The sequence below is a fragment of the Accumulibacter sp. genome (assembly GCF_031732815.1).
GTDB lineage: Bacteria > Pseudomonadota > Gammaproteobacteria > Burkholderiales > Rhodocyclaceae > Accumulibacter.
Map to the genome: position 1 here is coordinate 3,512 of NZ_JAVMKF010000320.1, position 7,834 is coordinate 11,345.

Consider the following 7,834-nt stretch of genomic DNA (forward strand, 5'->3'; position numbering starts at 1 on the left):
TCATCGACAGTCAGCGACGCCCTGGCATCGGGCCCGAACATCCGCCGGTCGAAGGTCACATGCGCCTCGACCGCCACGGCGCCGAGCGCCACGGCGCCGAGGCCGGCGTAGATGGTCCCCGAATGGTCGGACAGGCCAACCGGGCAGCGGTAGCGCTCCCGGAAACGGGAGAGCCAGGCGAGCCCCACATCCTCGGGCGTCGTCGGATAACGGGTCGTACATTGCAATACGGCATACGCGTTGCCGCGGGCCTGCAGAATCGCCGTCGCGGCATCCAGCTCTTCGAGCGAACCGAGGCCGGTGGACAGGATCACTTCCTTTCCCGTCCTTGCGACGCGTTCGAGCAGCAACGGATTTGCGGCGTCGCCAGAGCCGATCTTGTAACGCTGGACACCAACCTCTTCGAGGAGATCGACTGCCGCGTTCGAAAACGGCGTCGCGAGAAACTCGACACCGAGGGCATCGCACCGTTCCTTGAGCCGGCGCCATTCCGCCAGCGGCAGTTCCATGCGCTTCCAGTAGTCGTAGCGGGTCGCATCGACGGGCGAGAAGCGCACCCGGAACGGTTCGAGCGCGCTGCTTTCGGCATCGGCGAGGTGCACCTGGAACTTGATCGCATCGACCCCCGTCGCGGCAACGGCATCGACGAGCGACTGCAGGATGCCGAGACTGCCGTCGTGGGCCTGCGCAATCTCGGCGATGACGAAAGTCCGCCCGGCGCGTTCGTATTCGGCAAGATTCACGCTGCGGCTCCTTCCGATATGGATGCTTCCAGTTTTTCGGCCAGGAACAGTTCCGTTCGCGCCATGGCGTCGAAGGTGGCGCCGCCGATATGCGGCGTGACGACGATGTTCCGGCCCGGCAGCAAGGCTCGCCATTCGTTCAGGCGGTTGTCGCCGTTCTCGTCGGCGATCACGTCGACTGCCGCCCCGGCAAGACGGTGGTCGCGCAGGGCGGCAAGTAGCGCCGGTTCATCGACAAGTTCGCCGCGAGCGGTATTGACCAAGTAGCGGCCGGAGAGGGCGGCAATCTCCCTTTCGCCGAATATCGGAGGCTGGTCTGAACGATGGCTCGCGCAAAGCACGACGATGCGGCTTTCCGCGATGACCGACGCAACATCCGGCAGCCGGCGCCAAGCCGGTTCGAACGGCACGTCTTCGGGATCGAACCATGCGACATCGGCGCCGAAGGCGCTGCAGTAGGCCGCCACCCGGTAGCCGACCCGGCCGAGACCGACGATGCCCACCCGGTTTCCACGCAACTCCTCGCCGCGGCAGGCATCGCGGTCCCAGCGGCCGGCGGCGACATCGGCGAAGGCGCGGCCATAGCGCCGGAGCAGGGCGAGGATCAGCCCGAAGGTATGCTCCGGGGTGGCGCGGACCGTTTCGAGGAACCGCCGCTCGCCGCGCAGGCTGAGCAGCCGGACGTCGCGGGCGGCCAGCGCCGCTTCGTCCATGTGGTTGTGCCCGGTCGTCGGGCTGCACAGCCAGCGAAGACGGGGCGACATCGCAAGGAAGGTGCCGTCGATGCGATGGGCGAGGCGGACGAAAAGCACGTCCAGCGGCGCAAGGAACGCCGGAAGGTCACCGCCATCGTAGGCTCGCACCTCTCCCAGGCGCTGCAGACATGCCAGCGCCTCGGGCGAGAAGCCGTCCGCTTCGAGGATGCCTATCTGCACAGCACTGCCCGCAACAGTTCGAGATCGTCCGGGGTATCGACGTCGATCGAATCGATCTTTTCCATCCGCAACAGCACAGGGTGGTCGCAGACCAGTTGCCCGGTCGCCCGCAGATAGGGAACGCGCGTCACATAGACCGCCCCGTTGCGCACCATCGTCGGCCCGTGCTCCTGGCGGCGCACCCCCTTGTTGTGATTCGGGTGGCGCGGCCGGATGCGTCCGTCGCCCTCGTCCTCGTACATCACCAGTTCGTTGATGTAGTCTTCCTGATAGCAGGAAATCAGCGAGTCGGCGTCCGATGCGGCCAGCCGTACGACTGCCTCCGCGATCGCCGCGGGATCGCGTCGCGGACTCGTTGGTTGCAGGATCATCACCGCATCGTAAGGACCGTCGGCCGGCTCGAGCGTATCGAGCGCGTGCAGCACGTAGGCGAGCGCCTTCGCCGTATCGGTCGCCGCCTCGGCCGGACGGAGAAAGGGCACGTCGGCGCCGTGCGCGCGGGCGACGGCTGCGATCTCCTCGTCGTCGGTCGAGACGATGCAACGGACGAGAACGCCATTCGCCAGCAGTTGCTTGCCCGATTCGATCGACCAGGCGACCAGCGGACGGCCGCAGACATCCGCGAGATTCTTGCGGGGAATGCCTTTCGAGCCGCCACGGGCGGGAACGATTCCTAGGATGCGCATGACTGGAAGCCGGAGTCGCCCGGCGGCGGGCCGGGCGGAGTTCGTAAACCGTGCAATTTTAACCGAAGTAGCCCTCTGTCTTATCCGCTCTGCACGCCATGTTCCCGGCCAGCATAGCCGCCCATGGCTTCGCCAAGGCGAACGAGCGACAAAGCGTGCTCCAGGGACACTAGGCCGGCGGCTTCCTCGCCACCGAAAAGGAAGGCTCGATTCTGCAGATAGACGCCCGGCTTGAAGCGGCGGTCCAGTTCGTCGTCGAGCGGTATCTCCTCCAGGTTGAAGCTTCCCCGGCGCATGACCGCCAGCTTTTCCAGCGGCCGGAAAACATAACGCGCGGAAGGCGTCATCCACTCGAAGCACCAGCGTCCGGGCGCCGCCCAATTGGCATGGTAGGCAAACGGCTTGCCGCCAACGGTCAGCCCCGAGCCGACGAAGACGCTGCCCGCGGGATGCCAGGCAAGCGCGCCGGTGCGAGCGAAGGACGAGCGCACCGGATCCGGATGCCCGACGGGGAACAAGGCGCTGTCGATCACATGCAGGCTGTTGGCGAGAAGCCAGCGTTCGCGGACGGAAGGCGCATGCCCGAGCGGCCCCGCCGGATCGGGAACCACCTCGTTGAATTCGAAGGCGACACTCCCGATTTCCTCCCCCGCTTCGGCGATCAACCGCAGCGCGGTGCGTATCGACGCATAGAAGCGGCGGTTGTACCCGACGTGCAGATGCGCCCCGCTTGCCTCGACAGCGGCTACCAGCGCCGCCCCCTCCACACCGCTGAGCGCTACCGGTTTCTCGACAAGAAGATGGCGCACGCCGGCAGCGATGAGCTGGAGCGAAATCGGCGTCAGCGTCTCGACGGGGGACGCGACGACGACGTGCGTCGGCTGGAAGGCGTCGAGCGCCGCAGCCAGCGGGCCGTGGAAGAACCCGGCGCCGACCGATTCGGCGGCGTCACGCCGGCGCTCGCTCGGCGCCCATCCGGCCAGCGCATCGGGCTCCAGAGCCGCCAGCGCCTGCAGGTGGGCCGAACCCATCTTGCCCGCACCGATAACAAGGCAACGTACTGTCATGGCATTCCTCAGGTGAATCGATAAGGGGGGTGTGCGCCGCCGGCCCGGAGGATCTCGTCCAGCAGGCGGTGCGTCACGAGCGCCTGCTCCAGCACGGGCAGATCGATCCTGCCGAGCGCCCAACCCTCGGTAACAGCATCCATCGCAGGGATTTCCAGACGCCCCTGCTCGACGATTTCGTAATCGGCACCGTAGCGATAGAAGAGCATCGTGCTGTCGGCCTTGCGGCGCGATATCTTCCACTGCATCTCGTTGTAGTCGACCTGCGCCATGAAATGCTCGCCGCGGACGGTCATCACGACGTTGGCGCTGCTCCCTGCGGAAAGCGACGCCAGCAGGCGCCCGCGCGGTCCCTCCAGCACGAAATCGCCGCCGAAATCCTCGAACTGCGGGCCGCGCCCGCTCTTCACCGTCTCGGCCGACAAGGTCGCCCAGCGCACGGCGGGCATTTCGTCACCGGACAGGCAGAGGAAGGTGTCCAGATAGTGGATGCCCATGCAGCCGAGTCCGATCGCGCCGCCATTCAGCGTCATCGCGAACTGCTTTTCCCGCGAGCACATGTCGGCCAGGTGCTGCACGTGCGGCCAGGTGCGGCGGATGAAGTTCACCTGCGTAACGTTTGCCACGCCGCGACCACGGGCAACATCCAGAAACCGGTCATATTCCGCCGGATCCGCCGCCAGCGGTTTTTCGAGGAATATCCGGCCCGCAGAGGCTGCGTCCAGAAACCGGGTGAAATTAGCCAGCCGGTCCGGGGTCGTCTCCGCGAATACGGCCACACCGAACCTCCCGGTCGGGCGGTCGACCATGCTCAGTTTTCCGGAATTGAGCCCGGCTTCCTGCAACTCTCTGCGCGCGACGTCCAGAACGGCAGGATTGGGGTCGACCGCAACCACGTCGAATCCCGCGCGAACCAGCCCTTTGACATGGCGCCGCCCCATCGCTCCCAGAGCGGAAACGAATGCTGTGTCAGTCCTTGCTTTCATTTTTCTCCCAGTTTTTCGTTGTCACCGGCCCCAACGCCCAGCCAGCGATCCAGATCATTGACGTCGATCCGCCTGAGCGCCATCGGGTTTGCCTTCTCCGGCAGATCGTTGATGCCGCGCTCCATGGTAAATCCGTACGCGTAACCGCAGGAAGACGCGCGGTCGAATACCTCATGCCCGACGGCCGATTTGCCGCCGAACGGGTAAGACACGCCGGCCGGAGTACTTGTCGTCATCTCCTCGATCAGCCGGCGGGAATACGCGAGTTCATGGAGCATCCGCTCCGCCCCCAGCGTCGCCAGCGGCAGATGCGAATGCGCATGGGAACCGAGCAGCCTCTTCACCGACAATCTACGCAGATCGTCAGACGACATGTACAGCGAAGCGGCAACCTCGCGTTCGTCGCCGAACAGGTTTACGAAGTACTCGGTCGTCCACGCCAGCCGTGCATCCTCTTCAAGCATGAAGTTGAGGAAGTACTTGACCCTGCGCCCAAGTTCGTCGTCGTACCTGTACTGGATCGCGAGCAGGTCATCGTCGAATTCCTTCTTGCCGAAAGAAAAGGTCTTGTCCAGTTCGACGGCGATTTCCGCATCCTCGACGCGCGCCCGGATCATCTGCAGCTTGTGCACGTCGAGAACGAAACGCTCCACGATCGGCGCAGTCGGCACATAGAAGATCGCCGACGCTCCCAGCGCCTCGAGTTGCCCAAGCGCGCCCATCTGCTCGGCCAGACCGTCGTCGAAGGTCAGGATGGCGACCTTGTCATCCGCCGCCAGGCGGCCGGACAGGAACGCGAAGATATCGTCCTCGATGCCGATCCGCCAGCCGGCGGCACGAATTTTCAGCACCTCTTCGGCAAGCATCCGGGGAGTCGTCGGGTAGATTCCCCGCCCCGTCCCGGATTCGCGGTAGTAGTGATGATTTATTGCGAGTAGCGGCATTCTCTTCGCGCCTCGATTCGTCTCACTTCGGCCTCGGAAAGTCCTGCCCCGACGTAGCCGAGCGCCTGCTGCAGCGCCGCCTCCGAGAAATCCGCCTTGCGATAAAGCTTGCCTGCGATGTCTTCCTGGCAGGCGGGCCGGATGCGTCCTTCAAGATACGCCGACACCACCGAGGGAAAACGATCGATCGAGTCGCGAATCAAGCGGGATGTGATGTCGTAATACGTCTCCCCCGACCGCAGGTCGGGGTCGATCCTCGCAAGGATTTCGCCTGCATCCACCTTGGCCGTGGCCAGGTGAATCGTTGTTCCCAGATATTCCAACTCGCGATTGACGAAGGGCCAGAACAGCGTTGCCGACCCTCTGTAGAAAGGCGACAACCCGAGATGCAGGTTGACGATCTTCGCCGGAAAGGCATCCAGCCAATGCCGGCCGAGGATGGCGGTACCGAACAGGCAGAGCACATCGAAACCCTGCCGCCTGGCCCAGGTCACGAGGTCCGGGGCATTGATGTCGCCGACCTGACGCATTTCCGGACATGTCGCATCGGCCGCATCGGCAAACCAGAGCTTCTCGGCAGCAGCGATGCTCTCGAAGTGGGCGCGCACGACAGGCGACTGGTCGCGCTGTTGCGCATAGTAATTTTTCTTTTCTTCCAAGAGCGCCGTAGGCGCATCGAAACAGCGGGCGACGGCGCGGGCGAAATACCTGTGCCGCAAACTATTGCTGGTAAGAATCAAGGCCTTCATCGGCACGGCTCCCTGTCGAGATATTCCCTGGCCCAGAGCTCCAGGTTGACCCACTGCCAGACGAAGAACGAGTTTTCCCGTGCGCCCGACAGATACTCGGCGTACGCACGACGCGCCCGGCGTGCGTCGACCCAGCCGCGCGCGGCAAAGCGTTCCGATGCGAGAATGGATTCCACCATGGCACGCCACCCTTCAGCCAGCCATTCGCGCTGCGGTGACTGGACGGATCGCTTTCGCGCATAAGCCACGGATGCAGGCGCCCGACGCGCGAGAATGTCTCGAAACAGCGCCTTTCCTCCCTTCCGGTTGAGGAGGAGGCTGGTGGGTATACCAAACGCGAACTCGACCAGGCGGTGGTCCAGATACGGAACCCGCAGTTCGCGGGAATGCGCCATCGAGACGCGGTCGTTGAAGCGGAGACCGCGAGGGATCTTGGCGTACAGCAGATCCTCTGCCGCAGCCTGCCGCACCGGATCATCGAATCCACCGTTGCGGCCAGTCAGGTCGAGCAACCCGGCGGACATCAAGGAGGATGAGACCGCCTCCGGACGCAAGCCGTCGGTACCGTCGATCGACGCCCCCGCCACGACCGGAGCCGGCGCCTGACACCAGAATTCCGCGAACTCTCTCGCACGGACGTCCCTGATAGCAGCATCAGGCGCCGTCGCCACATGTATCTGGTGATACCGCTTGTAACCGAGGAAGGCTTCATCCACTCCGTTCCCGTCGAGCAGCACGGTGACGTTTTCTCTCGTTGCGGCCTCATAGAGTGCGTTGTAACCGCAGACGAAGACGCCGCCGAAAGGCTCCGCCTGCGACCGGACAGTCTCTTCAAGGTAAGCCGATATGGCATCAAGATCGAGCCTGGCGACGTGCAGGGTGCCACCGTCGGCGATTTCCCGAACCCACGGCAGTTCGCTGTAGCCTTCATAGTCCTGCGTAAAGAGATGGGCATGGCCCAGGGCTTCGACCGTTGCACGAACGAGCATCGACGAATCGACGCCGCCCGACACGTTCAGACCGACCTCGACATCGGCCACCAGATGCGACGACACCGCCTGCAGGACAAGCGCCTCGGCCCGGCCCGTCAACTCTTCTTCGGAGGCGCCGCTCAGGTCCGGCACGTGCTCCACAAGGCTGTACCATCGCCGGCTCGTCTCACCGCCGCTGCGCAGGTCGATCCGCGTCAGCGTACCCGGTTCGAGCGAGCGCACGTCCTTGAAGAAGGTATGGGTGCCATGGTCGTACAGACCCAGTTCGAGATAGGTCCGGATCGTCGACTCGTCAGCCACTGCGGGACGGAAGCGCAGCAGCGGCGGGATCTCGCTGGCGAAGACCCGTCGTGCGCCGATGGCGACGTGGTACAGCGGCTTGATGCCGAAACGGTCGCGAACCAGCGTCAGGGCATGCTCTTCCGCATCGTGGATGGCGAACGCGAACATGCCGACGAAGCGCGACAGGCAGCCCTCGCCCCAGAGGGACCAAGCGGCCATCAGCACTTCGGTGTCGCCGTGCGTCCGCCACGGCCAGCGGTCGCCGATTTCCTCGCGCAGTTCCCGGAAGTTGTAGATCTCGCCGTTGTAGGCGATCACCCAGCGGCCGCAGGGCGAGACGAACGGCTGGTTGGCGCCGTCGGTGGTATCGATGATCTTCAGTCGGGCATGCGCGAGATGCAGCCGGTGATCCTCGCGCCAGAGGCTGGCCTGTGCATCCGGACCGCGATG

The 7,834-nt window shown here is 64.5% G+C and carries 8 protein-coding genes; all 8 read right to left on the reverse strand.

Annotated elements, in window-relative coordinates; translation table 11 throughout:
- The coding region (locus tag RKP46_RS19715; RefSeq protein WP_311108203.1) for an N-acetylneuraminate synthase family protein at positions 1 to 743 on the reverse strand (743 nt) is incomplete at its 3' end.
- Positions 740 to 1,456 (reverse strand): NAD(P)-dependent oxidoreductase, encoded by a 717-nt coding sequence (locus RKP46_RS19720; protein WP_311108204.1) that lies wholly within the window; start codon positions 1,454 to 1,456, stop codon positions 740 to 742. The genes RKP46_RS19715 and RKP46_RS19720, both read right to left, overlap by 4 nt.
- Positions 1,457 to 1,668: 212 nt before the next feature.
- Positions 1,669 to 2,364: an acylneuraminate cytidylyltransferase family protein gene (locus RKP46_RS19725; RefSeq protein WP_311108205.1), complete on the reverse strand. Its 696-nt coding sequence runs from the start codon at positions 2,362 to 2,364 to the stop codon at positions 1,669 to 1,671.
- A gap of 80 nt (positions 2,365 to 2,444) precedes the next feature.
- A complete protein-coding gene (locus tag RKP46_RS19730; RefSeq protein WP_311108206.1) occupies positions 2,445 to 3,431 on the reverse strand; it encodes a Gfo/Idh/MocA family oxidoreductase in 987 nt (328 codons plus the stop codon).
- Positions 3,432 to 3,439: 8 nt separating this feature from the next.
- Positions 3,440 to 4,417, reverse strand: a complete 978-nt coding sequence (locus tag RKP46_RS19735) for a hypothetical protein (RefSeq protein ID WP_311108207.1) — start codon at positions 4,415 to 4,417, stop codon at positions 3,440 to 3,442.
- Positions 4,414 to 5,361, reverse strand: coding sequence for a polysaccharide deacetylase family protein (locus tag RKP46_RS19740; protein WP_311108208.1), 948 nt, complete (start codon positions 5,359 to 5,361; stop codon positions 4,414 to 4,416). Before RKP46_RS19740 ends, RKP46_RS19735 begins: the two co-directional genes overlap by 4 nt.
- The gene (locus tag RKP46_RS19745) at positions 5,343 to 6,110 is read right to left on the reverse strand and encodes a formyltransferase family protein (RefSeq protein WP_311108209.1); all 768 of its coding nucleotides are present in this window, start codon (positions 6,108 to 6,110) and stop codon (positions 5,343 to 5,345) included. Before RKP46_RS19745 ends, RKP46_RS19740 begins: the two co-directional genes overlap by 19 nt.
- On the reverse strand, positions 6,107 to 7,834 hold a 1,728-nt coding region (gene asnB / locus RKP46_RS19750; protein WP_311108210.1), incomplete at its 5' end, for an asparagine synthase (glutamine-hydrolyzing). The genes asnB and RKP46_RS19745, both read right to left, overlap by 4 nt.